The sequence below is a fragment of the Caulobacter sp. ErkDOM-E genome, from assembly GCF_048541895.1.
Taxonomy (GTDB): domain Bacteria; phylum Pseudomonadota; class Alphaproteobacteria; order Caulobacterales; family Caulobacteraceae; genus Caulobacter.
Window position 1 is genome coordinate 2,419,877 of record NZ_CP183331.1, and the last position, 22,521, is coordinate 2,442,397.

Below are 22,521 nucleotides of genomic sequence, written 5' to 3' on the forward strand. Positions count from 1 at the left end.
CTTCAGTTGTTGCGGTGAACTTGGCGCACAACCTCGGCCGCAATGCGGCGGGCGCTCGCGTCCGTCGTCATGGCGCTCTCGACCGGATCTGCGTCGGCTTCCATTAGGGCACCCAGGCTATTCATGCGGTCCAGGGTCCCCGCCACCGAGGCGGCAATATCGAGAAAGCCGATCTGACGGTCAAGGAACGCCGCCACAGCCACTTCATTGGCTGCGTTCATAGCAGCCGGAGCGCCGCCGCCTAGCCGCATCGCCTCTCGGGCGATGGTAATGGATGGAAAACGTTCCAGATCAGGCTGCTCGAAGGTGAGTTGGCCATAGGCGGCCAGATCAAGACGCGGCGCGGGCCAGGGAAGCCGATCAGGCCAGGCGAACGCGCAGGCGATCGGACTGCGCATGTCGGGCGGGCCAAGCTGGGCCAGCGTCGAGCCGTCGGCGTACTCAACCAGACTGTGAATCACGGACTGCGGATGGATCACGGCCTCGATGCGCTCTTCCGGAGTATCGAACAGGTACGAGGCCTCGATCATCTCCAGCCCCTTGTTCATCATGGAAGCCGAATCGACCGAAATCTTGGCGCCCATCGACCAATTTGGGTGAGCGATGGCTTGTTCAGGCGTGGCGACCGCCATCTGTTCGCGGGTCCAGGTGCGGAACGGCCCCCCGGACGCAGTCAGGATCAGGCGCGATACGCGTTGGATACAGGCCGGCTGCAGAATCTGGAAAATTGCCGAGTGTTCGGAATCGACCGGTATCACCGATCCGCCCGACTCGCGCGCGATCCTCAGCAGGGCGGGCCCGGCGCAGACCAGACTCTCCTTGTTCGCCAGAGCGATCACCGCGCCCGTTCGCGCTGCCGCCAGGGTCGGCGCCAAGCCGGCGGCTCCGACGATGGCCGACATCACCCAATCGGCGCCCATCGATGCGGCCTCGATGATCGCCGCAGCCCCGGCCGCCGATCGAACGCCCGTATCCTTCAAGCCGTCGCGCAGAGCGCCTAGCAGGCTCTCGTCCTCGATCACCGCGACAGTGGGACGCCAGCGGCGCGCCTGTTCGATCAACCGCTCGACATTGCGACCGGCCGTCAGGGCTAGAATCTCGACCTCGACGCCGGCCGCTTCGAACAGTCCCAGGGTCGAAACACCGATCGACCCCGTGGAGCCGAGAACCACGACCCGTCGGACGGCCATCAACGCGCCAATCCGTAAAGATAGATCAGCCGCACTGCGGCAATGACGATGGCCGCAAACATCAGGCCGTCAACGCGATCCAGCAGACCGCCGTGACCCGGGATCAGGTCCCCGGAATCCTTCACGCCGAACCGGCGCTTCAGCATCGATTCCCAAAGGTCGCCCATCATCGTGGACAGGCCGCCCAGAAACCCGATGAGCGCGGCGACCGGCCAGGTCAGGTTCATGTCCGGCAAGCCCGGCAGCAACGCAGAAAGGGCATCGATACCCACGGCGGCGATCGAAGCGGCCACCAGCCCGCCAAAGAACCCCGACCAGGTCTTGTTTGGCGAGAACTTCGGCCAGAGCTTGGGTCCCTTCAGGATGCTGCCCACCACGAAGGCGAAAATGTCAGCGAACCAGGTGACGGCGAACAGCAGAAGCGTCCAGCTGAGGCCGGCATCAATCATGCGCAGCCAGACTAGGGCGATGCACGCCGGCGCAATGTAGATAACGCCATAGGCTGCGTCGGCCCGGCGCTCGACCGCGCCTCGGGCGATCAAGGCGGCCAGGATCGCACCCGCAACCAAGAGCGGCCAGGTCAGATAGTAGTGTCCGCGGAATGCAGCCACGACCGCCACCAGAACGGCGACGCCTATGGCAAGAGCCACGCCCCTGGGCGCGCGCGGCGCGCTCATCATGCCCCACTCGCGGGCCAGGAGCGCGACACAGACCGCCACGAGCGCCAGGAACCAGACGTCACCAAACCATACGGCGGCCACGACTGTGGGTACGAGCACGGTGGCTGAAAGCACCCGCACCCGTAAGTTTATCCAGTTGAAGCGCTTAGCCGGCGACGGCGACGTCATCGGCAGTAATGCCTCCATAGCGTCGGTCACGCCCGCGATATTCCGCAATGGCGGCCGAGAGCGCTTCGGGTCCGTAGTCAGGCCAGAGCACGTCTTGAAAAACGAGCTCCGCATAGGCGCATTCCCACAGCAGGAAATTCGAGATCCGTTGTTCTCCGCTGGTGCGAACGATGAGATCGGGGGCCGGCGCAGCGGACGTCGACAACAGCCGCTCGAAAGCGCCTTCGTCGAGATCGGAAGCCTTCGCCTCCCCGCGCTCTACGGCCTCTGCAAACGCGCGGGCGGCGTCAGCGATGTCGCCGCGACCGCCGTAGTTGAAAGCGACTTGAAGTATGAACTTGGTATTGCTGGCCGTACGGCGCTCGGCGCGCTCGATGATCTCTTGAATGTCGGCAGCAAGCCCCGTGCGACGCCCAATGATCCGCACTCGGACACCTTCACGGGCCAGGCGTTCCAAATCCGATTCGACATAGGCCTTCAGCAGACCCATCAACTCGGAAATCTCGTGCGCCGGACGACTCCAGTTCTCGGTCGAGAAGCCAAAAACGGTCAATACGCCAACGCCAAGATCCGGCGCGGCCTCTACCGTGCGCTTGAGCGCATTGACGCCCGCGCGGTGCCCAAGCGCGCGCGGCATTCCGCGCCGCTTAGCCCAGCGACCGTTACCGTCCATGATGATGGCCACATGCAGAGAGCGGTCCGACGCATCGCCCCCAGCGCGCGCCGAAACATCTTGCAGGCCGGTCGTCGCCGACATTGCTTCAAGCCTTCCCTAACCGTCCCGTTACTCAGGTCGGCGCCTAAACCTGCATGATCTCTTGCTCTTTGATTTTCAAGGCCTCGTCGACCTTCCTGATGGCTTCGTCGGTCATCTTCTGGACCTCGGTTTCCATCTTCTTCAGCTCGTCCTCGCTGATGACACTGGCCTTCTCGGCCTTCTTGAGGTCGTCATTGGCGTCTCGGCGAATGTTCCGCACGGCGACCTTCTGCGCCTCGGCATACTTGCCGGCGATCTTGGTCAGATCTTTGCGACGCTCTTCAGTCAGCGGCGGGATCGGGATGCGCAGGTTGTTGCCTTCGACCACCGGATTGAGGCCAAGATCCGAATTGCGGATCGCCTTTTCCACGGCCGCGACAACGCCCTTGTCCCAGATATTGACGTTGATCTGGCGCGGCTCTGGGACGCTGATCGAAGCGACGGTGTTGAGCTGGACCATCGAGCCGTAGGCGTTGACGACGATCTGGTCGAGCAGGTTGGAAGAGGCGCGACCCGTGCGCAATCCGGCAAAATCTTCCTTCAGGGCCAGCACGGACTTCTCCATGCGCTCCTTGTAGCGGGACAGAACTGGCTTTTCGGCGGCGGCCATGGCGGGGCTCTCTTCGCTAGAGTTTAGGCGGCGTCTTGGGCGACGACGGTAAAGGTGCCTTCGCCCCGCAGGACGTTCAGCAGATTGCCGCGCCCCTTGATGGAGAAGACCACGATCGGAATATTGCTGTCGCGCATCAAGGCGACGGCCGAGGCGTCCATGACCCGCAGGTCCTTGGCCAGCACGTCCATATAGGTCAGGCGGTCATAGCGCTGGGCCGAAGCGTCCTTCTTCGGATCAGCGGTATAGACCCCATCGACGCTGGTGCCCTTGAACAGGGCGTCGCACTGCATCTCGGCGGCGCGCAGGGCGGCGGCGGTGTCGGTTGTGAAGAAGGGGTTGCCCGTTCCGGCGGCGAAGATCACCACCCTGCCCTTTTCCAGGTGACGCTGGGCGCGGCGCCGGATGTAGGGCTCGCAGACCGTCGCCATCGGAATGGCCGACTGCACGCGGGTCGATACGCCGATCCGCTCAAGCGCGTCCTGCATGGCCAGGGCGTTCATGACGGTGGCCAGCATGCCCATATAATCGGCGCTAGAGCGTTCCATGCCCTTTGCGGCTCCGGCCATGCCGCGGAAGATGTTGCCGCCGCCGATGACCAGGCACAGCTCGACGCCAGACTTGACGATCTCGGCGATATCTTCAGCGACGGACTGTACCGTGTTGGTGTCGATGCCGTAGGGCGTGTCGCCCATCAGCACTTCACCGGAAACCTTCAGGAGCACGCGGCGGTAGGGCTTCGGCATGGCGGGGCTGGATTCAGACATGGGCCGGGCTCTTCCTGAGTCGTCGGGACGCAACATAGTGCGCGTTCGTCAAAAGTGGGATCGGTTTTGCGCGCGCCCGGCTGCAGATGGCCTCAGAGGGCCAAAATGCACGGACGCAGGCGCAAGAAGGGCGCGGCGCGCGTCACACGCGCCGCGCCCTTCGAAGACGGAAACTCCAAGCGCCGCCAGGCGGGCCTGGAGCTACACCCAGTCTTAGGCTTGACCAGCCATGGCGGCGACTTCTGCGGCGAAATCGCCGACCGGAGCCTTCTCGACGCCTTCACCCAGGGCCAGGCGAACGAAGCCCTTCACGGTGAGCGGCGAGCCCAGTTCCTTGCCAGTCTCGGCGACCAGCTGCTCGACGGTCTGGTCCGGGTTCATGACGAAGGCCTGCTTCAGCAGCACAACCTCTTCCAGGAACTTGCGGATGCGGCCTTCGACCATCTTCTCGACGACGGCGGCGGGCTTGCCCGACTCCAGCGCCTGCTCGGTGAAGATGGCGCGTTCCTTTTCGATCGCGGCCTGGTCCAGATCGTCCGGCGACAGCGAGAGCGGCGAGGTCGCGGCGACATGCATGGCGATCTTGCGGCCCAGCTCCAGGATCTTGGCCTGGTCGCCGGCGCCTTCGATGGCCACCAGCACGCCGATGCGGCCGAGGTCGGGCGCAGTGGCGTTGTGGATGTAGGTCGACACGGCGCCTTGGGCGACGCTGAAGCGCGCGGAGCGACGAGCAACCATGTTCTCGCCGATGGTGGCGATCAGGTTAGTCAGCAGATCTGCAACCACTTCACCGTCGGCGGTCTTGCCGGCGTTGATGGCGTCGACGCCATCATTGTCCAGGCCAACAGCCGCGATCTTGCGGACGGCGTTCTGGAACAGTTCATTGCGGCCCAGGAAGTCAGTCTCGGCGTTCACTTCGACAGCGGCGGCGGTCATGCCGGCGCCTTCGTTGCGAACGGCGATGCCGACGAGGCCTTCGGCGGCGACGCGGTCAGCCTTCTTGGCGGCCTTGGACAGGCCCTTGGCGCGCAGCCAGTCGATGGACGCATCGATGTCGCCCGCGTTTTCAACCAGCGCCTTCTTGCAGTCCATCATGCCGACGCCGGACTTCTCGCGCAGTTCTTTCACCAGCGCAGCGGTCACTTCAGCCATGAGATCCTCCATATTCAAACGTTTAGCGACCGGGCTTGATAGCCCGGTCGCATGTCATGATCACAACGGTCCTCAAACGAGAGGACGGTCGTCCTATCAGCTCGCCGCGGGCTCTTCGGCGACGGCTTCGATCGCTTCAGCGGTCGCTTCTTGAGCGGCCTCGGGAGCGGCGGCTTCAGCAGCCACCGGCTCGGGAGTCAGTTCGCGAGCCAGGGTCGGTTCCATCGGAGCAACCGAAGCGCCCAGATCGACGCCCGACGAGGCCTGACCGGCGGCCAGGCCGTCGAGGACGGCGTCAGCGATCAGGTCGCAGTACAGCTGCAGAGCGCGGGCGGCGTCGTCGTTGCCCGGGATCGGATAGGTGATGCCGTCCGGATCGCAATTGGTGTCCAGGATCGCGATGACCGGGATGTTCAGCTTGCGGGCTTCAAGGATCGCGATGGCTTCCTTGTTGGTGTCGATCACGAACATGATGTCGGGGATGCCGCCCATGTCCTTGATGCCGCCCAGCGACAGTTCCAGCTTGTCGCGTTCGCGGGTCAGCTGCAGCAGTTCCTTCTTGGAACGGCCTTGGCCTTCGCCACCCATGATGCCTTCGAGTTCGCGCAGACGCGCGATCGAGCCCGAAACGGTGCGCCAGTTGGTCAGGGTGCCACCGAGCCAGCGGTGATTGACGTAGTACTGGGCGCAGCGCTTGGCGGCGGTGGCGACAGGATCGGAAGCCTGACGCTTGGTGCCGACGAACAGCACGCGACCGCCGGCGGCGGCGACTTCACGCACCTTCACCAGGGCCTGGTGCAGGAGCGGAATCGACTGCGACAGGTCGATGATGTGGATGTTCGAACGCGAGCCAAAGATGTAGCGGTCCATCTTCGGGTTCCAGCGGTGCGTCTGGTGGCCGAAGTGGGCGCCAGCTTCCAGGAGCTGACGCATGGAGAATTCGGGAAGCGCCATGAGGCCTATAATCCTTCTTCCGGTTGAACCTCCGCGGACACCCCCGACCCAGACATCTGGGGCGGGACCGGAACGGCGGCGCCGGGATGTCTCCCCGGGTCACAGCCGAACGTCCGCGTGTGGAATGGCGCGCAGATAGGCGCGATTGGATCAAAAAGCAAGTCTTGTCGGGCTGCGGCGCAACGAGGCTGGCACTGCAGTCTCAACCGGATGCAAGTGAGGATGTCCTCGAAGCTCGTCGTTCAAGGGCTAACTGGACTCAGCAGCAGACCCACCCATCCGTCTGGAAGACGGAGCCGAAACTTCTTGGTTGAAGCTCTCGACGATAGCATCGAACAGATCGGCTTGGGCTCCCATGCCATCGGCGCTGAGAGCATCCGCGACATGGCCGGCGAGATCAGTCAGGATGATCCTCCAGGCCGAAGTCTCCCGAGCCACGCCGTCGGCGGCATACAAGCCGAACTTGAGCGAGCAATGCAGTCCCTGCTCTGCGATCCAAACCCGAGCAAGCTCTACAGCTTTGACGTCGCGGAGCGCCGCCGGAGGAATTGCGCGGGCGTCCATCCTGACCTCATGAACCAGAGTTTGACCTTGTCAGGGGAAGGAGGCCGAGCTCGACTCTGTTGGCGCCAGCCATTCAGAACGCCTTGCCGTTCACCTGGACCGGCTCAAGCGCGAAGACATCGATCTTGTCGAGGCAGCGCACATTTATAGCGACCATGCATGCGCCGCCGGGAGCTTCGCCGCGTCCAAAGGATTCGATGCCGCATTCCGTGCAGAACAGGTGCGAGATCTTGCCCGTGTTGAAGCGGTACTCGGTCAGAGCGCCCTGCCCTTGCAGGAGCGTGAAATCGTCCTCGGCCGCGAAGGCCAGAACCGAACCCAGCTTGCCGCAACGCGAGCAATTGCAACTGATCAGATCCTCAAGCTCGACCTCTACCTCGAACCGCACCCTGCCGCACTGGCAACCGCCTTCATGTCTGGCCATCCGCGCCTCTCCCGCCCTAGACGTCTTCGAGCAGCGCCACGCCGGGTGCGGTCTTCAATGCGCCGCGCAACGAGGCGTCGAGCGCATAGCGACCCGGCAGCTTCAGCTCGATCTCGCGTCCGCCGCCGATCGCGGCGATGAGGCTGATCTCGCCGCCCTTCTGAGACACCGCCGGCTCGAGCCGTTTTCGCAAGGCCTCGATTTCAGTCGCTGAGGGCGACAGGTGAACGCGCAGCCCCGCCACCACGTTCTCGATCGCTTTCTCGATGGGCTCTGCGTCATCGCCAAAGAACCGCACCTCGCCATCCCGAGCCTTGGCGCGCACCTTGATGGCGACCGACTTGCCAGGCTCCAGCACATCCCGACACTTCCGCAAAGCCTCAGGCGGAAAGAGGACTTCATATTCGCCTGTTGGATCCGACAGCGAGACGAAAGCGAACCGCTCACCGCTTTGCGAAGCCCGTTCCTGACGACGCCGCACAACGCCGCACATCCGGAAGGCTTCCATCCCGGCCTCGGCCTGGGGGATCACCTCGGTCAGCATGGCGGTGCGTTTGCGGCGCAGCATGCCCACCATGTCTTCAAGCGGGTGGCCGGTCAGATAGAAGCCAACAGCAGCCAGTTCTTCGTCCAGCAGATCGACCTGGTTCCAGGGCTCAGTCTTCTTAAGGCGCGGCCGGCCTGCGGCTGGATCGCCGCCAAACAAGGCATGCTGACCGCCCTGACGATCAGCGGCGATGCTTTGACTGTGCGCGATCAAGACGTCGGAGGAGGCCAGAATCTGGGCGCGATTCTTGTGGAAGGAATCAAAGGCTCCTGCGCGCGCCAGGTTTTCGATCGCCCGCTTGTTCACCTGCTTTGGATCGACCCGCTCGACGAAATCAAAGATGTCGCGGAACGGGCCGCCCTCCTCGCGCACGGCGACCAGGTGCTTCATGGCTTCCAGGCCCACATTGCGCACCGCGCCCAGGGCGTAGAGCACTTCGCCGTTTTCGACCTCGAAGTCGGCCCCCGACCGATTGACGTCAGGCGCGCGCACCGTGATGTCGAACCGGCGGGCGTCCTGATGGAAAACCGCCAGCTTGTCTGTGTTGGAGATATCCAGGCTCATCGACGCGGCCAGGAACTCGACCGGCGTATTGGCCTTCAACCAGGCCGTTTGATAGGCGATCAGCGCATAGGCGGCCGCGTGGCTCTTGTTGAAACCGTAGCCGGCGAACTTGGCCACCAGTTCGAAGATTGAACCCGACTGCTCTTCAGGGACGTTCTTCTGCTTGGCGCCGTCGACGAAACGGATCTTCTGAAGATCCATTTCCTCCTTTTTCTTCTTGCCCATGGCCCGGCGCAGGAGGTCGGCTTCGCCCAGGCTGTAGCCCGCCAGGATCTGGGCGATCTGCATCACCTGTTCCTGATAGACGATGACGCCGTAGGTCTCCTTGAGCACCGTCTCGAGCGACGGGTGCAGGGTATCGACGGGTTTACGGCCGAACTTGCAGTCGACGAAGGTATCGATGTTGTCCATCGGCCCCGGTCGATAGAGCGAGATCAGAGCGGTGATTTCCTCGATCGACCCGCACCGCATCTTGCGCAGGGTGTCACGCATGCCCTGGCTTTCCAGCTGAAACACGCCGACCGTCTGGCCCGAGGCCAGCAGTTCATAGGTCTTGGGGTCGTCGAAGGGCAACTTGCTCAGATCGACATCCGCGCCGCGCTTCTTCAGATGCTTTATGGCGCGATCCAGCACCGTCAGGGTTTTCAGACCCAGGAAGTCGAACTTCACCAGCCCGGCGCTCTCGACCCACTTCATGTTGAACTGGGTGGCGGGCAGGTCGGAGCGCGGATCCTTGTACAGCGGCGTCAGCTGGGTTAGCGGCCGGTCGCCGATCACTAGGCCGGCGGCATGGGTCGAGGCGTTGCGGAACAGGCCTTCCAGTTGCAGGGCGACGTCGAGACAGGCCGAGACGTTGCCGTCTTCCTTCTTGGCCTGCTTGAGGCGCGGCTCCAGTTCGATAGCCTGGGCCAGGGTCACCGGCGCGGCCGGGTTGTTGGGGACCATCTTGCAGAGCCGGTCAACGAGACCGAGCGGCAACTGCATGACCCGTCCGACGTCGCGCAGCACAGCGCGGGCCTGAAGCGAGCCGAAGGTGATGATCTGAGCCACGCGATCGCGGCCGTATTTCTCCTGAACGTAGACGATGACCTCTTCGCGTCGCTCCTGGCAGAAGTCGATGTCGAAGTCGGGCATGGAGACCCGCTCAGGATTCAGAAAACGCTCGAACAGCAGGCCAAAGCGCAGCGGATCCAGATCGGTGATGGTCAGCACCCAGGCGACCAGCGACCCGGCGCCCGAACCCCGGCCCGGGCCTACGGGGATACCGTGCGACTTGGCCCACTTGATGAAGTCCGACACGATCAGGAAATAGCCGGGGAATCCCATCTTGATGATGATGCCCAGCTCGAAATCCAGTCGATCCCAATAGACCTGCTCATCGACTGCCAACGGGTTTTCGGCGAGTCTTGCACGCAGACCTTCGCGGGCCTGATGCTTCAGTTCGTCCGGTTCGCTGCGTCCGTCGCCCGTCGGAAAGCTCGGCAGGATCGGGTCACGCTTCTTGACCAGGAAGGCGCAGCGACGGGCGATGTCCAGGGTGTTGTCGCAGGCCTCCGGCAGATCCGAGAACAGCTTGCGCATGTCGGCCGCCGGCTTGAACCAGTGCTCTGGCGTCACACGACGGCGTTCATCCTGTCCGACAAACGCGCCGTCGGAAATGCACAGCAGGGCGTCGTGCGCGTTGTAGAGTTCGGCCTTGGCGAAATACACATCATTGGTCGCGACCAGCGGCGCGTCGTGCTCATAGGCCCAGTTCACCAGACCCGGCTCTGCTGCGGCCTGACGCGGCAGACCATGGCGTTGCAGCTCGACATAGAACCGATCACCAAACACCCGGCTCATTTCGGCCAGGGCCTGGACTGCTTCGGCGCTCTTTCCGGCCGCGAACAGCGCGTCAACCGGACCATCGACGCCGCCCGATAACAGGATTAATCCTTCAGCGTGCTCGACCACCTTGGACCAGGGCACGATCGGCTCGGCAAGATCACCGCTTTCCAGGTAAGCGATCGACGAAAGCTCGGAAAGATTGAGATAGCCCCGCTCGTTCTGGGCCAGGAGCGTGATCGTCGGCGCTCGCGCCCATCGCTCTGTTGGACCAGCGCCGATGCCTGACACGGGCAGCGCGCAGCCGATGATCGGCTGGATCCCCGAATCCTTGGCGTAGGAGGAATATTCCAGAGCGCCAAACAGATTGGCCCGATCCGTCAGACCCGCCGCCGGCATCCCGGCAGCCTCGGCCAATTTACCGATCACGTCAGCCTTGATGGCGCCTTCCAGCAGCGAATAGGCCGAACGGACCCGAAGGTGGACGAAACCCTGTCCTTCGCTGCCCGACATCGCCCACGTCTCCAATCAATCGACTCAGGCCACCAACTGGGCGACCGAGCACATCATCCAGACGAAGCTGACGACGGATACAAGAGCCAAAGACTCGCGCGCGATACGGATCACAGGAACCTCCACAATGGTTGCTTGTTTGTTCTATATTCTTCTTTTGTTCCGTTCACAAGATGTTCCGCCACGATCCACCGGATATTCTTGCCGAGAGCCATTCGAAGGCCCTCAGGGGGCTTTGCCCTGGACGCCGGATCAGTTCAGATCAGCCCCATGCGCCTGATCATCGACACAGACACCGCCGGAGACGACGTCTTCTCCCTGATGCTCGCCCTCTCCCGACCGGGCGTCACTGTTGAGGCGATCACGATCGCCCACGGCAATGTCGGCTTCGTCCAGCATGCGGAGAATGCGCTGGTCACGTTGGAAGTCTGCGAGACGCAAGGCGTGCCAGTCTATCTGGGCGCCCAGGCTCCATTTTCCCGTGCGCCGCTGGACGCGGCCTATGTGTTCGGTGCGGACGGCATGAGCGATATGGGCTTTGAACTGGCCACCCAGCGCCCGGCCAACGGTCACGCGGTTGACGAGATCGTGCGAAGGGTGATGGCGGCTCCGGGCGAGATCACAATCCTTGCCCAGGCGCCCCTGACCAATATTGCGCTGGCCTATCTGCGCGAGCCGCGCATCGCCCAGGCTGTGAAACATCTCTGGGTCATGGGCGGCACCGACAACGGCGTGGGCAATGTGACGCCCGCCGCCGAGTACAACTTCTATGCCGATCCTGAAGCCGCCAAGATCGTGATCAACGCCGGCTTCAGGCTGTCCATCGTGACGTGGACCGAAACGCTGCGTGACGGACTGCTGGATGTTGCCCAACTGGCCGGACTAGAGGCCTTGGGCACGCCCCGCGCGCGGTTCTTCACCGACGTCAATCGCGCTTCCCTGGCCTTCGCTCAGCAAACCGAAGGTCTGAGCGGCAGCCTGCACCCGGACGCCCTGACATGCGCCGTCGCGCTGGATGAGAGCCTGATCCTGGAAGCCGAGCAGGCCGTCATTGATGTCGAGACCCTGGGTGAACTCACGCGAGGTTATCTGAGCGTCTCGCACGCGATCCTGCCCGACATCGAGGTCGCTGATCCGGCGCTCAAACGCAGGCCGCAGAATGCCCGCGTGATCAAGAAGATCGACCGGAGCGGCTTCTTCGCAGCGATGCGCCGAGCGCTGCTTTAGCCAGGCGCTGCCCTAAAAGGTCTGCTGCTCGAGATGGCCGTCTCTGAGCGCGAACACCCGATCCATGTAGCGCGCCAGATCCATGTTGTGCGTCGCGATCAGCGCGGCCACACCCTGGCCACGGGCCAGGCTGTACAGCGACTGAAACACCGCTGCTGAGGTCGCCGGATCCAGATTGCCCGTCGGCTCGTCGGCCAGCAGCAGTTGCGGCTTGTTGGCCAAGGCACGGGCGATCGCCACGCGCTGTTGCTCGCCACCCGACATCTGGGCCGGCTGATGGTTCACCCGGGCGTTCAGGCCAAGCTCCGTCAGCAGCTCAAGAGCGCGCCCCTCGGCCTCGGCGCGACTGCGCCCGGCGATCAGGCCGGGCATGGCCACGTTCTCGAGCGCGCTGAACTCGGGCAGCAGGTGGTGGAACTGGTAGACGAACCCCACCGTGCCCAGGCGGATCCGCGTGCGGATCCTTTCCGACAGCTTCGAGCAGTCGCGCCCCCCCAGAGCCACGAGCCCGGCGTCGGGACGTTCCAGCAAGCCGGCCGAATGCAGCAGCGACGACTTGCCCGATCCCGAGGGACCGATCAGTCCGACGACCTCGCCTGGATAGACGTCGATGTCGACGCCGCGCAGCACGGGAAGATCGCCGGCTTCGGTCTTGTAAACGCGTTCGACGCCGCGCAGCGACAGGACGGGATCACTCATAGCGCAGCGCCTCTACCGGATCGATACGCGAGGCGCGCCAAGCCGGCGGCAGGGTCGCTGCGATGCTCATCAGGGCCGAGAGGCCGACAATGCCGCCCACTTCGGACCAGTCGATCTTCGCGGGGATGTGCGAGAGCATATAGACGTCGGCGCTGAAAACGGCCGTACCCGTCACCCATTCCACGAAGTTCTGGATCGGCGTGATGTAGGCGCAAAACAGCACGCCCAGCAGCAGGCCTGTCAGGGTGCCCGCCACGCCGATCGAGGCGCCGGCCATGAGGAAGATGCGCAGGATCGATCCCTGCCCTGCCCCCATGGTGCGAAGAATGGCGATGTCCTTGCCCTTGTTCTTGACCAGCATGACCAGGCTGGAAATGATGTTCAGCGTGGCGATCGCGACGATGCAGAAGAGGATCAACCGCATCACCTTCCGCTCGACTTGCAGGGCCGTGAAGTAGCTATGGTTCTTGTCCATCCAGTCGGCGACGAGCGCGCCCGGACCACTGGCGGCCTCGACTGCGGGCTTCAGGGCCTTGGCGTCATCGGGGTCATCAACCTTGATCTCAACATAGTCGACCGAGGTGTCACGCCCGAAGAACAGCTGTGACTGGTCGAGCGGCATGTAGACATAGGCCTCGTCAAACTGGCTCATGCCGACGCTGAAGATGCCACCGACGATGTAGTCCTTTTCGCGGGTCGAGGTCCCGAACGCCGTCGCCGGGCCGGAGGGCGAGATCAGGGTGATAGCGTCGCCCGGGGCGACCCCAAGATTGATCGCCATGCGGTCGCCAATCAGCACGATATCGCCGCCGAACTCGCCTTGGCCAAAGCCGGCCATCGAACCCTTCTTGATATTGTCGGCTATGATCTTCAGGCCGCGCAGATCGCGCGGCGTAACGCCCCGCACGATCGCGCCGGTTACCTGGCTGGGGCCGATGACCATGGCCTGGGCTTCAACCATAGGGACGGCCTGAACAACGCCAGGCACCGCGCGGATACGGCTGATCACACCATCCCGGTCAGGGCCATTGATCAGAGGCGACTGGGCGTAGAGATGGCCGTTGAAACCCAGGATCCGTCCCAGCAGTTCTGCACGGAAACCGTTCATGACGCTCATGACGGTGATGAGAGCGAACACAGCCAGCATCACAGCGCTGAACGAGATCACCGAAATCAGGGCGACGCCGCCATTCTTGCGCTTGGCGAACAGGTACCGCCGCGCGACGGACCGCTCCCAGCGGCTGAATGGTCCGGCCGCCCTGAGATCGCTCATTAGCCGGCCTTGCTTTGGGTGAGGCCCGCCAGGACGGACTCCAGCGAGGCGGTCGAGCGCTCGCCGGTCGCGCGGTTCTTGATCTCAACCACGCCTTCGGCGATGCCCTTGGGGCCGATGATCATCTGCCAGGGCAGACCGATGAGGTCCATGGTGGCGAACTTGGCGCCGCCCCGGGCGTCTGTGTCGTCGTAGAGCACCGTCTTGCCGGCGGCGATCAGCGCCTTGTAGGCGGTATCGCAGGCCGCATCGCAAGCCGCATCGCCCTGACGCATGTTGATGATGCCCACATCGAAGGGCGCCACGGACTCGGGCCAGATGATGCCGGCGTCGTCATGGCTGGCCTCGATGATTGCGCCCAGCAGACGCGAGACGCCCACGCCGTACGAGCCCATCTGCACCGGAACATCCTTGCCGTCCGAGCCCGTGACCAGAGCGCGCATCGGCTCGGAATACTTGGTCCCGAACGAGAAGATATGGCCCACCTCGATGCCGCGCGCCGACAGCCGGTCACCTTCGGCGACCTGGGCGAAAGCGGCCTCATCGTGCATTTCCTCGGTCGCGGCGTAGAGCGCCGTCCGCCGGTCGACCAGTGGCTGCAGATCGCCATACCAGTCGACGTCGGGACCGGGCGCGCCCATCTCGACCAGATCCTTGTGGCAGAACACGGCGCTTTCGCCGGTGTCGGCCAGGACGATGAACTCGTGGCTCAGATCGCCGCCAATCGGACCGGTGTCAGCGCGCATCGGCACGGCCTTCAGGCCCATGCGATCAAACAGGTTCAGATAGGCCACGAACATGCGGTTGTAGGACTTGCGCGCGCCCTCGACGTCCAGGTCGAAGCTGTAGGCGTCCTTCATCAGGAACTCGCGGCCGCGCATCACGCCAAACCGCGGACGGGTCTCATCGCGGAACTTCCACTGCACGTGGTAGAGATTCTTGGGCAGCTCCTTGTAGCTCTTCACCGACCCACGGAAGATCTCGGTGATCATTTCCTCGTTGGTGGGGCCGTAAAGCAGCTCGCGCTCATGACGGTCTACGATGCGCAGCATCTCAGGGCCGTAGGCGTCATAGCGGCCCGACTCGCGCCACAGGTCGGCCAGTTGCAAGGTCGGCATCAGGAGCTCGATGGCGCCGGCGCGATCCATCTCCTCGCGGACGATCTGCTCGATGCGGTTCAGCACCCGCAGGCCTAGCGGCAGCCACGCATAGATGCCCGCCGCTTCCTGGCGGATCATGCCGGCGCGCAACATCAATTGGTGCGACACGATCTGGGCGTCGGACGGAGCTTCTTTCAGCACGGGCAGGAAATAGCGCGACAGGCGCATCAGAAAGACGTCTCCGAGGAAATGCGAGGGCCTGAGATAGCCTCTTGGCCGTTAGCTTGGCAACGCGCGCGGCGAAAAGATGACCGCGAGAGCCATTTCAAACGAAAAGAAGGCCGCGCGATCCTCGCGCGGCCTTGCAAGTTCATCGTCGGGGAAGACGCCACAGAGTGAGATCAGAAAGCGCTGATCTCGTACGATGACCTTACGCCTCCGAACATTTGTTGGGGCACGCACTTGCAGCGGGCAGCGCGCATTAGGGCGTTTCGCCCAAGCCTTGTGCGATTGCAGGGGCAAAGATCGCATCACGCCCAAGGCTTGGGCGCCATGGCGACCCTAATAGGTGGCGGGCAGCGCCGGCAGGCTGATCAGGTGAAAGCGGATGATCAGCCAAAGCACGGCGAACACCGCGATCGACACCCAGGTCGTGGTGAAAAACTTGCGCTTCAGATTAGGATTCACCGGCGCGCCCGGGTCGCCGCCGCCCGGCGGCTTGATCCCCATCTCGTGATAGCTGCGCGACCCAAGCGGCAGAACGACGAAAAGAACCGTCCACCATATGGTCAGGAAGATCGCGATGCCGGTAATCGGGCCCATCAGTGGTGCGCCTCCTTGGGCGTCTCCATGAGTTCGACCAGAAGGCCGCCCATGTCTTTGGGGTGAACAAAGATAATCAGCGTTCCGTGCGCGCCGATACGCGGCTCGCCCAGCACCGTAGCGCCCTTGGCGACAAGCGCGTCACGCGCTTCGTAGATATTCTCGACCTCGAAGCAGATGTGATGCTGGCCGCCCTTGGGGTTCTTGGCCAGAAACCCATGGATGGGCGATGTCTCGCCATACGGCTCGATCAGTTCGATCTGGCTATTGGGCAGGTTGACGAAGCAAACCCAGACACCCTGTTCCGGCATTGCCCACTTCTCGGTGACCGATGTCGCGCCCAGCAGGTCGCGATACAGTTTCAGCGACTCGTCGATCGACGGCGTCGCCACGCCAACATGATTGAGTTTGCCGATCATGATCTGCTCCCAAGCGCTTCTCGTTCGCGCGAAGGCCTAACACCTGAGCCACAGCGCGAAAAGAGCCGCCCGCCGTGTCGTTTTCACGGCGGGCGGCTGCTTACGTAACGTTAGACGCGAAGGACCGTCGTCTCGACGACGGGCTTGCGCTCCCAGATCCGGAACGCCGCCTTCTTCACGGCGCGCGAGATGGCGTTCTCGATCGAGTCGTCCAGTTCCTTCTGATCGCCGCCCAGGCGCTTGAAGGCCGTCTCGGCCTCCTCAGCAAGATCGTCCATGGCTTCGCCCAGCGGATACTCGTTGTCGCCCGCCAGACCCAAGCCGCGCACCTGCGGGCCAGAGACGATACGGTTCTTGCCGTCCAGAACGATCGACACTGCCAGCATGCCATTGAAAGCGACATGGCGGCGCTCGCGCAGGGCCTGACCGTTCTCGGCCGTGACCACGCCACCGTCGACATAGAGGCGACCGGCCGGAACCTCATCAATGATCTCGGCGCGGCCGGGAGCCAGGCGAACCATATCGCCATTGCGCGGTGTCACCTGCTGCGGAACCTGCAGGTCACGTGCGAAGGCGGCATGCTCGATCAGGTGGCGACGCTCGCCATGCGTCGGCACGGCGATCTCGGGGCGAGCCCACTGATACATCTGCTTGAGTTCGTCGCGGCAAGGGTGGCCGCTGACATGGATACCCGGCGTGTCGCGTTCGGTGTGCAGACGAACGCCGCGATCGGCCAGCTTGTTCTGCAGGTTGCGGATCGGAATCTCGTTGCCCGGAATGACCCGCGAGCTGAAGACCACGTGATCGCCCTGCGACAGCTTCACGTGCGGGTGGGTTCCCTCGGCGATGCGCGACAGGGCCGCCCTCGCCTCGCCCTGGCTGCCGGTGCAGAGGAACAGGACTTCGTTTTCGGGCAGGTACTTGGCCTGGTCATCGGTGATGAAGGGCTCGATGCCCACGAGCAGACCGACCGAACGCGCGGCTGCGCTCATGCGGTGCATCGAACGCCCTGCCAGACAGACCTTGCGACCGACAGCCTGGGCGGCGCGGATCACGGTATCCATACGGGCCACATTCGAGGCGAAGCACGCCACAGCGATCTTGCCGGTAAGGCCGGCGATCAGCCGGTTCATCGCCACGCGCACATCGGCTTCCGAGCCTGCTACGCCGTCGACAAACACATTGGTGCTGTCGCAAACCATCGCAAGGATGCCCTCGTCGCCAAGCTTGCGGATGGCGTCGATGTCGGTGGCTTCACCGAGCTGTGGATCGGGATCGATCTTCCAGTCGCCGGTATGCAGGATCGTGCCCAGAGGGGTCTTGATCGCCAGGCCGTTCGGCTCCGGGATCGAGTGGGTCAGGGTGATCATTTCCAGATCGAACGGGCCAATCGAGAACTTGCCGCCCAGAGGCACCTCGGTGATCGGCACCTCATCGAGCAACCGAGCGTCCCGCAGTTTCTCGCGCAGCAGGAAGGCGGTGAAGGGCGTCGCATAGACCGGCGCCTTCAGTCGCGGCCAAAGCCAGTGCACCGCCCCCAGGTGATCCTCGTGGGCGTGGGTCAGCACAATGCCCAGGATATCGTCGGCATAGGCCTCGATATACTCGGGATCGGGCAGGATGATTTCGACACCGGGGGTCGTCTGGTCGCCGAAGGTGACTCCCAGATCGACCACGATCCACTTGCGAGCGTGGGCCGGGCCAAAGCCATACAGATTGAAGTTCATGCCGATCTCGTTCGACCCGCCGAGCGGCAGGAAAACGAGTTCGTCTTGAGAAGATTTTGTCATCAGGTCTCTGAGGTGGTGTTGCGACGGTGAATTTCGAGGAGTCCGCGGATCGTCAGATCCGAATCGAAGTGATCGATGCAGTCCGTGGCGCCTTCGAATAGTGAGGCGACCCCACCGGTGGCGACGACGGTCATGGGCTCCGCGCGCTCAACCTTGATGCGCGCAACAAGTCCCTCGATCAAAGAAATATAGCCCCAGAACACGCCGGACTGCATGGCGCTGACGGTGTCGGTTCCGACTACACGGTTGCCGGCGGGGCGTTGAATGGCGATGCGCGGCAGCTTAGCAGCCGCCTCGTGCAGCGCCTGCATGGAAAGATTGATGCCTGGCGCAATAATGCCGCCTTCGAACCCCCCGTCCGCGCCGACAATGTCGAAGGTGGTGGCTGTGCCACTGTCGATGACGATCAAGGGGCCCGGATAGACCATGTGTGCGCCCACGGCGTTCACCAGACGGTCAGCGCCGGCCTCGGACGGCTTGTCGATCCGCACCTCGACGCCCAGCTTCGCATTCTCGCCGATCACGAGCGGATCGACATTAAAGTACCGGCGCGAAAGGTTGCGCAGGTTGAAGATCGACTGCGGGACCACGCTGGATATGATGCAGGCGTCGATGGCCCGAAAACCCAGCCCCTGCATCGAAAGCAGTTGCGACAGCCACACAACATACTCGTCAGCCGTACGGGTGCTCTCGGTGGCAGACCGCCATTGAGCGATCCAGCTCTGGCCATCGTGGATGGCGAACATCGTATTGGTGTTGCCCTGCTCTATCGCCAGCAGCATCAGTTTGCCTCACCGAAGAAGACATCGCCGGCCGTGATGCGCCGCAACCGACCGTCAGGCAACCGAAGCCTCAGGGCGCCGTCGCTATCGAGCCCCTCGGCGACACCTTCGATGGTCTCGGTTCCCAGACGTGCCACGCAAGGTTCGCCCAGGCCATGGGCCCGCGCTGTCCAGGCGTCGGCAATGGCGGGAAAGCCCAGCGTATGCCAGACGCGCGACCATCGCTCAAACGCGCCGGCCAACACCTCTATGGCCTCTGCCGGTGATGGCGGGGGCGCTGCGCGATGGGCGGTCAGTGCGGTGGCGGGACGCTCGCTGTCGATCGGCTTACGCGCCAAGTTCACTCCGACGCCAACGGCCAGCCATAGCCCGCCGGTCGGGCGGCTCCCGGATTCGACCAGGATGCCGCTGACCTTCATTCCGCCCAACAGCGGATCATTGGGCCACTTCAGGCTGATCAAGGATGCCGGAACATAGGCCGCAAGAAGATCAGCGACGGCCAGTGCGGCGACAAACGAAACCTGGGCAGCCTCCGCAGGCGACTTGTCAGTGGAAAACAGAAGGGTAGCGGCGAGGTTGCCCTCCCCTGTCTCCCAGGCGCGACCTCTTCGACCACGCCCCGCCGTCTGCCTAAGGCCAAGCAGCCATAGTGGACCCGCTTCGCCCGCTTCCGCGCGGCGACGGGCCTCGGCATTTGTGGAGTCGATCTCGTCGAGAACGACGACGGGCGGCCCTTCTGGAGCTGAGGGAACGCCCGTCACGTCACGCGTGGCCAAAGGCCGCAGCTGCGGCCTTGGCGGCCGGGTCGAGCCAGATCAGTGCGACCAGAACCACCGGGAAAGCAAACAGGGCTGCTGCGAAACCCACAGCGCGCGCTGCTGGGGCCGGGGCATCCACGGCGCCTTTGGAGGCGTCGAACCACATGCTCTTGATCAGGCGCAGATAGTAGAAGGCCCCGACGACGCTGCCGACCAGGCCCAGCACAGCGGCCCACTGCAGCATGACGTCGCCCGAGCCGAGCGCGGCCTTGAAGACGTAGAACTTCGACCAGAAGCCCGAGAACGGCGGCAGACCCAGGGCCGACAGCGAGAACGCGGTCATGGCCAGGGCGATGCCCGGACGTTCCTTGATCAGGCCAGCCATGTCCTCGATGGTCTCCATCGGCTTGCCGTCGCGGCTCAGGGCCTGAAGGCAGGCGAAGAAGCCGGTCACGTCGACCATGTAGAGGACCATGAAGACCAGCATGGCGTGCATCCCGGTCTCACCGCCCGTGGCAACGCCCAGCAGAGCGTAGCCGACATTGGCGATCGAACTGTAGGCCCAAAGGCGCTTCAGATTGGTCTGGGCCAAACCGGCGAAGGCGCCGACAAAGACCGAGATCAGCGCGGCGATCACCAGGACCTGACGCCATTGCGCGACCGAATCCGGGAAAGCGTCGCCCAGCACTCGGGCAAACATCATCATGGCTGCAAGCTTCGGCGCGGCGGCGAAGAAGCCAACGACCGGGGTCGGAGCGCCTTCATAGACGTCCGGCGTCCACATGTGGAAGGGCGCCGCAGAGACCTTGAACGCCAGACCGCAGATCAGGAACACCAGGCCAAACAGCAGGCCAACGCCGTGTGCATCATGCGCAGCAGCGGCAATGTCGGCAAACCGGGTCGAGCCCGCAAAGCCGTAGATCAACGACGACCCGTAGAGCAGCAGGCCGGAGGAAAGCGCGCCGAGGACGAAATACTTCAGGCCGGCTTCCGAAGCCTTGGCGTCGTCGCGACGGAACGCCGCCAGCACGTAGAGCGCCAGGGATTGCAGTTCGACACCGATATACAGGCTGATCAGGTCGCCAGCCGAGGCGGTGACGCCCATGCCCAGCGCCGCCAGGATCACCAGCACCGCATATTCAAACTTCTGGTCGCCGCGCTGGGCCAGCCAGCGATCGCCCAGAACGATGCCGATGGCGCTGGAGATGAAGATCGCAACCTTGGCGTAGGTCGCCGCAGCGTCGGCCGAATAGACCCCGTTGAAGGCGTGACCGTGTGGACCGACCACGGCCGCAGCGGCGGCGGCGAGCAGCGCCAGGACCGAGGCTAGCGTAAAGGCCGGACTCGTCTTGCCCTGGAAGGCCCCCCAGACCAGCAGGACCAGGGCCGATACCGCGAGAATGACCTCGGGCAGGATCAGCGAAAGATTGGCTGAAAGCGTCATCAGTCCCTCACCCGGCCAAGGCGGCGCGCCAGGCGCCGACCAGCGCGTCGACGGACGACGCGGTCAGGTCAAATACGAAATTCGGATAGATGCCGAGCACCAGGGTCGAGATGATCAGCGGCGCGAAGATCAGGATCTCGCGCTTGTCGAGATCGGTGATCGTCTTGAGTTGAGGATTGACGATCTCGCCGAACATGACCCGGCGATACAGCGTCAGGGCGTACATCGCCGACAGGATAACGCCGCTGGCGGCGAACAGGGCCGCCCAGGTCGAGACCTGGTAGACGCCCGTCATCGTCAGGATTTCGCCGACGAAGCCCGAAGTGCCCGGCAGGCCGACATTGCCCATGGTGAACAGCAGGAAGGTCGCTGCGTACCAGGGCATCCGATTGGTCAGGCCGCCATAGAATGCGATTTCGCGAGTGTGCATGCGGTCATAGACGACGCCGACGCAGAGGAAGAGCGCGCCGGAGATCACCCCGTGGCTGAGCATCTGAAAGATCGCGCCCTGCTCGCCCGCCGCATTGCCCGAGAAGATGCCCATGGTCACAAAGCCCATGTGGGCCACCGACGAATAGGCGATCAGCTTCTTGATGTCGGTCTGACGGAAGGCGATCAGCGAGGTGTAGACGATGGCGATGGCCGACATCGCGAACACCAGCGGCTGGAACATCTCCGACGCATTGGGGAACATCGGCAGGCTGAAGCGCATGAAGCCATAGCCGCCCATCTTCAGCAGGATACCTGCCAGGATGACCGAACCGGCGGTCGGCGCCTCGACGTGGGCGTCGGGCAGCCAGGTGTGAACCGGCCACATCGGCATCTTCACCGCGAAACTGGCGAAGAAAGCCAGCCACAGCCAGGTTTGCAGCCAAGGCGCAAACTTGAAGGTCATCAGTTCGGGGATCGAAGACGTTCCTGAGATGGTGATCATCGCCAGGATCGCCGCCAGCATCAGCACCGAGCCGAGCAGCGTGTAGAGGAAGAACTTGTAGGCCGCGTAGACGCGACGCTTGCCGCCCCAGATCCCGATGATCAGGAACATCGGCACCAGGCCGCCTTCGAAGAACAGGTAGAAGAGGATCAGGTCCAGCGCGCAGAAAACGCCGATGACCAGGGTCTCCAGCACCAGGAAGCAGATCAGGTATTCAACCAGCCGCTTCTCGATGGAGCGCCAGCTGGCCAGGATACAGATCGGCAGCAGGAAGGCCGTCAGCAGGACGAACAGGATGGAAATCCCGTCGACGCCCATGCGGTAATGCAGGCCCGCGAACCAGGCCACGTCTTCCACGAACTGGAAGCCGGGGTTCTTGGCGTCGAACTGAGCGACCATCAGGATCGACAGCGCGAAGGTCACCAGGGTGGTCGCTAGGGCGATCCACTTGGCCAGATTGTCGGTGGCCGCGTTGTCGCCCTTGATCGCGCGCAGCGCCAGAAGGACGGCCACGCCGGCGAGCGGAGCGAAGGTTGTGAGGCTGAGAAGGCCGGTCATC

General features: G+C 63.5%; 22 protein-coding genes. 1 reads left to right on the forward strand and 21 read right to left on the reverse strand.

The genetic code is table 11. The features are described from left to right. Positions 1–2 precede the first annotated feature (2 nt). From dxr to sidA, 11 genes are all read right to left on the reverse strand, one after another. Positions 3–1,202: a 1-deoxy-D-xylulose-5-phosphate reductoisomerase gene (gene dxr, locus ACN2C7_RS11800; protein WP_419321459.1), complete on the reverse strand. Its 1,200-nt coding sequence runs from the start codon at positions 1,200–1,202 to the stop codon at positions 3–5. Next, complete coding sequence (locus tag ACN2C7_RS11805) at positions 1,190–2,038, reverse strand: phosphatidate cytidylyltransferase (RefSeq protein ID WP_419321460.1); 849 nt, start codon at positions 2,036–2,038, stop codon at positions 1,190–1,192. The genes dxr and ACN2C7_RS11805 overlap by 13 nt, the downstream gene beginning before the upstream one ends. Continuing rightward, a complete protein-coding gene (gene uppS, locus ACN2C7_RS11810; RefSeq protein ID WP_419317183.1) occupies positions 2,016–2,795 on the reverse strand; it encodes a polyprenyl diphosphate synthase in 780 nt (259 codons plus the stop codon). Before uppS ends, ACN2C7_RS11805 begins: the two co-directional genes overlap by 23 nt. 43 nt (positions 2,796–2,838) lie before the next feature. Beyond that, positions 2,839–3,405, reverse strand: a complete 567-nt coding sequence (gene frr / locus ACN2C7_RS11815; protein WP_419317184.1) for a ribosome recycling factor — start codon at positions 3,403–3,405, stop codon at positions 2,839–2,841. 23 nt (positions 3,406–3,428) lie between these two features. After that, positions 3,429–4,151, reverse strand: a complete 723-nt coding sequence (gene pyrH, locus ACN2C7_RS11820) for a UMP kinase (protein ID WP_419321461.1) — start codon at positions 4,149–4,151, stop codon at positions 3,429–3,431. Positions 4,152–4,385: 234 nt separating this feature from the next. Next, the gene (gene tsf / locus ACN2C7_RS11825; RefSeq protein ID WP_419317185.1) at positions 4,386–5,324 is read right to left on the reverse strand and encodes a translation elongation factor Ts; all 939 of its coding nucleotides are present in this window, start codon (positions 5,322–5,324) and stop codon (positions 4,386–4,388) included. A gap of 96 nt (positions 5,325–5,420) precedes the next feature. Next, complete coding sequence (rpsB, locus tag ACN2C7_RS11830; protein ID WP_419317186.1) at positions 5,421–6,278, reverse strand: 30S ribosomal protein S2; 858 nt, start codon at positions 6,276–6,278, stop codon at positions 5,421–5,423. 249 nt (positions 6,279–6,527) lie between these two features. After that, positions 6,528–6,842 (reverse strand): DUF5076 domain-containing protein, encoded by a 315-nt coding sequence (locus tag ACN2C7_RS11835; RefSeq protein WP_419317187.1) that lies wholly within the window; start codon positions 6,840–6,842, stop codon positions 6,528–6,530. Positions 6,843–6,915: 73 nt separating this feature from the next. Beyond that, the gene (locus ACN2C7_RS11840) at positions 6,916–7,266 is read right to left on the reverse strand and encodes a GFA family protein (RefSeq protein ID WP_419317188.1); all 351 of its coding nucleotides are present in this window, start codon (positions 7,264–7,266) and stop codon (positions 6,916–6,918) included. 16 nt (positions 7,267–7,282) lie between these two features. Further along, the gene (dnaE, locus tag ACN2C7_RS11845; RefSeq protein ID WP_419317189.1) at positions 7,283–10,714 is read right to left on the reverse strand and encodes a DNA polymerase III subunit alpha; all 3,432 of its coding nucleotides are present in this window, start codon (positions 10,712–10,714) and stop codon (positions 7,283–7,285) included. A gap of 24 nt (positions 10,715–10,738) precedes the next feature. Beyond that, complete coding sequence (gene sidA / locus ACN2C7_RS11850; protein WP_419317190.1) at positions 10,739–10,840, reverse strand: cell division inhibitor SidA; 102 nt, start codon at positions 10,838–10,840, stop codon at positions 10,739–10,741. A 144-nt stretch (positions 10,841–10,984) separates the two neighbouring features. On the opposite strand from sidA, the gene ACN2C7_RS11855 reads away from it, so the two are divergent. After that, a complete protein-coding gene (locus ACN2C7_RS11855; RefSeq protein ID WP_419317191.1) occupies positions 10,985–11,941 on the forward strand; it encodes a nucleoside hydrolase in 957 nt (318 codons plus the stop codon). Between the two features lie 12 nt (positions 11,942–11,953). On the opposite strand, the gene ACN2C7_RS11860 is transcribed toward ACN2C7_RS11855, so the two are convergent. The 10 genes from ACN2C7_RS11860 to ACN2C7_RS11905 all read right to left on the reverse strand — a co-directional run bounded on the left by ACN2C7_RS11860 (position 11,954) and on the right by ACN2C7_RS11905 (position 22,520). Beyond that, positions 11,954–12,640 (reverse strand): ABC transporter ATP-binding protein, encoded by a 687-nt coding sequence (locus ACN2C7_RS11860; RefSeq protein WP_419317192.1) that lies wholly within the window; start codon positions 12,638–12,640, stop codon positions 11,954–11,956. Further along, complete coding sequence (locus ACN2C7_RS11865; RefSeq protein WP_419317193.1) at positions 12,633–13,913, reverse strand: lipoprotein-releasing ABC transporter permease subunit; 1,281 nt, start codon at positions 13,911–13,913, stop codon at positions 12,633–12,635. Before ACN2C7_RS11865 ends, ACN2C7_RS11860 begins: the two co-directional genes overlap by 8 nt. Continuing rightward, complete coding sequence (gene proS / locus ACN2C7_RS11870; protein WP_419317194.1) at positions 13,913–15,241, reverse strand: proline--tRNA ligase; 1,329 nt, start codon at positions 15,239–15,241, stop codon at positions 13,913–13,915. The genes ACN2C7_RS11865 and proS overlap by 1 nt, the downstream gene beginning before the upstream one ends. A 333-nt stretch (positions 15,242–15,574) precedes the next feature. Then, positions 15,575–15,835 (reverse strand): DUF1467 family protein, encoded by a 261-nt coding sequence (locus tag ACN2C7_RS11875; protein ID WP_419317195.1) that lies wholly within the window; start codon positions 15,833–15,835, stop codon positions 15,575–15,577. Further along, on the reverse strand, positions 15,835–16,254 hold the full coding sequence (gene mce / locus ACN2C7_RS11880; RefSeq protein WP_419255232.1) for a methylmalonyl-CoA epimerase: 420 nt from the start codon (positions 16,252–16,254) through the stop codon (positions 15,835–15,837). The genes ACN2C7_RS11875 and mce overlap by 1 nt, the downstream gene beginning before the upstream one ends. 110 nt (positions 16,255–16,364) lie before the next feature. Further along, positions 16,365–18,044: a ribonuclease J gene (locus tag ACN2C7_RS11885; protein ID WP_419317196.1), complete on the reverse strand. Its 1,680-nt coding sequence runs from the start codon at positions 18,042–18,044 to the stop codon at positions 16,365–16,367. After that, complete coding sequence (locus tag ACN2C7_RS11890) at positions 18,044–18,829, reverse strand: type III pantothenate kinase (RefSeq protein ID WP_419321462.1); 786 nt, start codon at positions 18,827–18,829, stop codon at positions 18,044–18,046. Before ACN2C7_RS11890 ends, ACN2C7_RS11885 begins: the two co-directional genes overlap by 1 nt. After that, positions 18,826–19,587 carry a biotin--[acetyl-CoA-carboxylase] ligase gene (locus ACN2C7_RS11895; RefSeq protein ID WP_419321463.1) on the reverse strand — a complete coding sequence of 254 codons (762 nt, stop codon included), beginning with the start codon at positions 19,585–19,587 and terminating at the stop codon, positions 18,826–18,828. The genes ACN2C7_RS11890 and ACN2C7_RS11895 overlap by 4 nt, the downstream gene beginning before the upstream one ends. 1 nt (position 19,588) lies before the next feature. Next, the gene (gene nuoN, locus ACN2C7_RS11900) at positions 19,589–21,028 is read right to left on the reverse strand and encodes an NADH-quinone oxidoreductase subunit NuoN (protein WP_419317197.1); all 1,440 of its coding nucleotides are present in this window, start codon (positions 21,026–21,028) and stop codon (positions 19,589–19,591) included. Between the two features lie 7 nt (positions 21,029–21,035). Then, positions 21,036–22,520 (reverse strand): NADH-quinone oxidoreductase subunit M, encoded by a 1,485-nt coding sequence (locus ACN2C7_RS11905; RefSeq protein WP_419317198.1) that lies wholly within the window; start codon positions 22,518–22,520, stop codon positions 21,036–21,038. Position 22,521: the final 1 nt, after the last annotated feature.

What these genes read in the sequence shown, in the direction of transcription:
- ACN2C7_RS11805 (WP_419321460.1), bottom strand. Translation starts at nt 2,038, where the DNA reads ATGACGTCGCCGTCGCCGGCTAAGCGCTTCAACTGGATAAACTTACGG.
- uppS (WP_419317183.1), bottom strand. Translation starts at nt 2,795, where the DNA reads ATGTCGGCGACGACCGGCCTGCAAGATGTTTCGGCGCGCGCTGGGGGC.
- frr (WP_419317184.1), bottom strand. Translation starts at nt 3,405, where the DNA reads ATGGCCGCCGCCGAAAAGCCAGTTCTGTCCCGCTACAAGGAGCGCATG.
- pyrH (WP_419321461.1), bottom strand. Translation starts at nt 4,151, where the DNA reads ATGCCGAAGCCCTACCGCCGCGTGCTCCTGAAGGTTTCCGGTGAAGTG.
- tsf (WP_419317185.1), bottom strand. Translation starts at nt 5,324, where the DNA reads ATGGCTGAAGTGACCGCTGCGCTGGTGAAAGAACTGCGCGAGAAGTCC.
- rpsB (WP_419317186.1), bottom strand. Translation starts at nt 6,278, where the DNA reads ATGGCGCTTCCCGAATTCTCCATGCGTCAGCTCCTGGAAGCTGGCGCC.
- ACN2C7_RS11835 (WP_419317187.1), bottom strand. Translation starts at nt 6,842, where the DNA reads ATGGACGCCCGCGCAATTCCTCCGGCGGCGCTCCGCGACGTCAAAGCT.
- ACN2C7_RS11840 (WP_419317188.1), bottom strand. Translation starts at nt 7,266, where the DNA reads ATGGCCAGACATGAAGGCGGTTGCCAGTGCGGCAGGGTGCGGTTCGAG.
- dnaE (WP_419317189.1), bottom strand. Translation starts at nt 10,714, where the DNA reads ATGTCGGGCAGCGAAGGACAGGGTTTCGTCCACCTTCGGGTCCGTTCG.
- ACN2C7_RS11855 (WP_419317191.1), top strand. Translation starts at nt 10,985, where the DNA reads ATGCGCCTGATCATCGACACAGACACCGCCGGAGACGACGTCTTCTCC.
- ACN2C7_RS11860 (WP_419317192.1), bottom strand. Translation starts at nt 12,640, where the DNA reads ATGAGTGATCCCGTCCTGTCGCTGCGCGGCGTCGAACGCGTTTACAAG.
- ACN2C7_RS11865 (WP_419317193.1), bottom strand. Translation starts at nt 13,913, where the DNA reads ATGAGCGATCTCAGGGCGGCCGGACCATTCAGCCGCTGGGAGCGGTCC.
- proS (WP_419317194.1), bottom strand. Translation starts at nt 15,241, where the DNA reads ATGCGCCTGTCGCGCTATTTCCTGCCCGTGCTGAAAGAAGCTCCGTCC.
- ACN2C7_RS11875 (WP_419317195.1), bottom strand. Translation starts at nt 15,835, where the DNA reads ATGGGCCCGATTACCGGCATCGCGATCTTCCTGACCATATGGTGGACG.
- mce (WP_419255232.1), bottom strand. Translation starts at nt 16,254, where the DNA reads ATGATCGGCAAACTCAATCATGTTGGCGTGGCGACGCCGTCGATCGAC.
- ACN2C7_RS11885 (WP_419317196.1), bottom strand. Translation starts at nt 18,044, where the DNA reads ATGACAAAATCTTCTCAAGACGAACTCGTTTTCCTGCCGCTCGGCGGG.
- nuoN (WP_419317197.1), bottom strand. Translation starts at nt 21,028, where the DNA reads ATGACGCTTTCAGCCAATCTTTCGCTGATCCTGCCCGAGGTCATTCTC.
- ACN2C7_RS11905 (WP_419317198.1), bottom strand. Translation starts at nt 22,520, where the DNA reads ATGACCGGCCTTCTCAGCCTCACAACCTTCGCTCCGCTCGCCGGCGTG.